This window comes from Streptomyces recifensis (genome assembly GCF_002154615.1).
Classification (GTDB): Bacteria; Actinomycetota; Actinomycetes; order Streptomycetales; family Streptomycetaceae; genus Streptomyces; species Streptomyces griseoluteus.
In genome coordinates this window covers 1-539 of record NZ_MUNH01000752.1, presented here as the reverse complement: position 1 = coordinate 539, position 539 = coordinate 1, and the positions used below count along the sequence as shown (strand labels likewise).

The following is a 539-nucleotide window of genomic DNA, read 5'->3' as shown; positions in this document are numbered from 1 at the left end:
CCAGCTCCTCCTGGGCCCGCTGGAGGTCCGCCTGCATCTTCTGGGCCTGCTGGAGCAACTGCTGCATGTTCGGCTGGCCGCCACCGGGAATCACGGGGTGTCTCCTGTCTGTCTTCGCCGCTTCACTGCTCGGCACGAGCCTACGTGGTCCGGGCGGCCCTCGCGCTGCCACTCTTTCGGGTGAGATCGCCTCCGGCCCCCTACCTGATCAAACCCCTCTTCCGGGCGTACCACCCCGCGAACGCCGCACCCCGCCACCCATTGGGCGGTAGGAAGGACACTTCGCGCCGCCACGGGGTGTGACGGCCGCGCGATCGGTGTTCGTGTTCAGTAGGGAGTACCGGGTGGGTCAGCCGGAGCAGCAACCCGAGCGTCCGCCGCAGGAGCGCCGCGACGGGCCCGCGGGTACTCCGCTTCCGGCGGGCCGGGGATCGGCGGATCTGGACGTGGGCGGACTTCTGGCCGGGGATCTCGTGGGGCGGGCGCTGCCGCTCGGGGACTGGGGGGAGCCCGCGGAGCGGCTGGGAGAGCTGTTCCGG

At 71.6% G+C, this 539-nt stretch carries 2 pseudogenes; one reads left to right on the top strand and one right to left on the bottom strand.

From position 1 onward, the window contains the following. Positions 1–94, bottom strand: a pseudogene (locus tag CCN33_RS29285) (YbaB/EbfC family nucleoid-associated protein); the annotation flags it as partial. A 250-nt stretch (positions 95–344) separates the two neighbouring features. Between CCN33_RS29285 and CCN33_RS29280 the strand changes: the two are divergent. Then, positions 345–539, top strand: a pseudogene (locus CCN33_RS29280) (SLATT domain-containing protein); the annotation flags it as partial.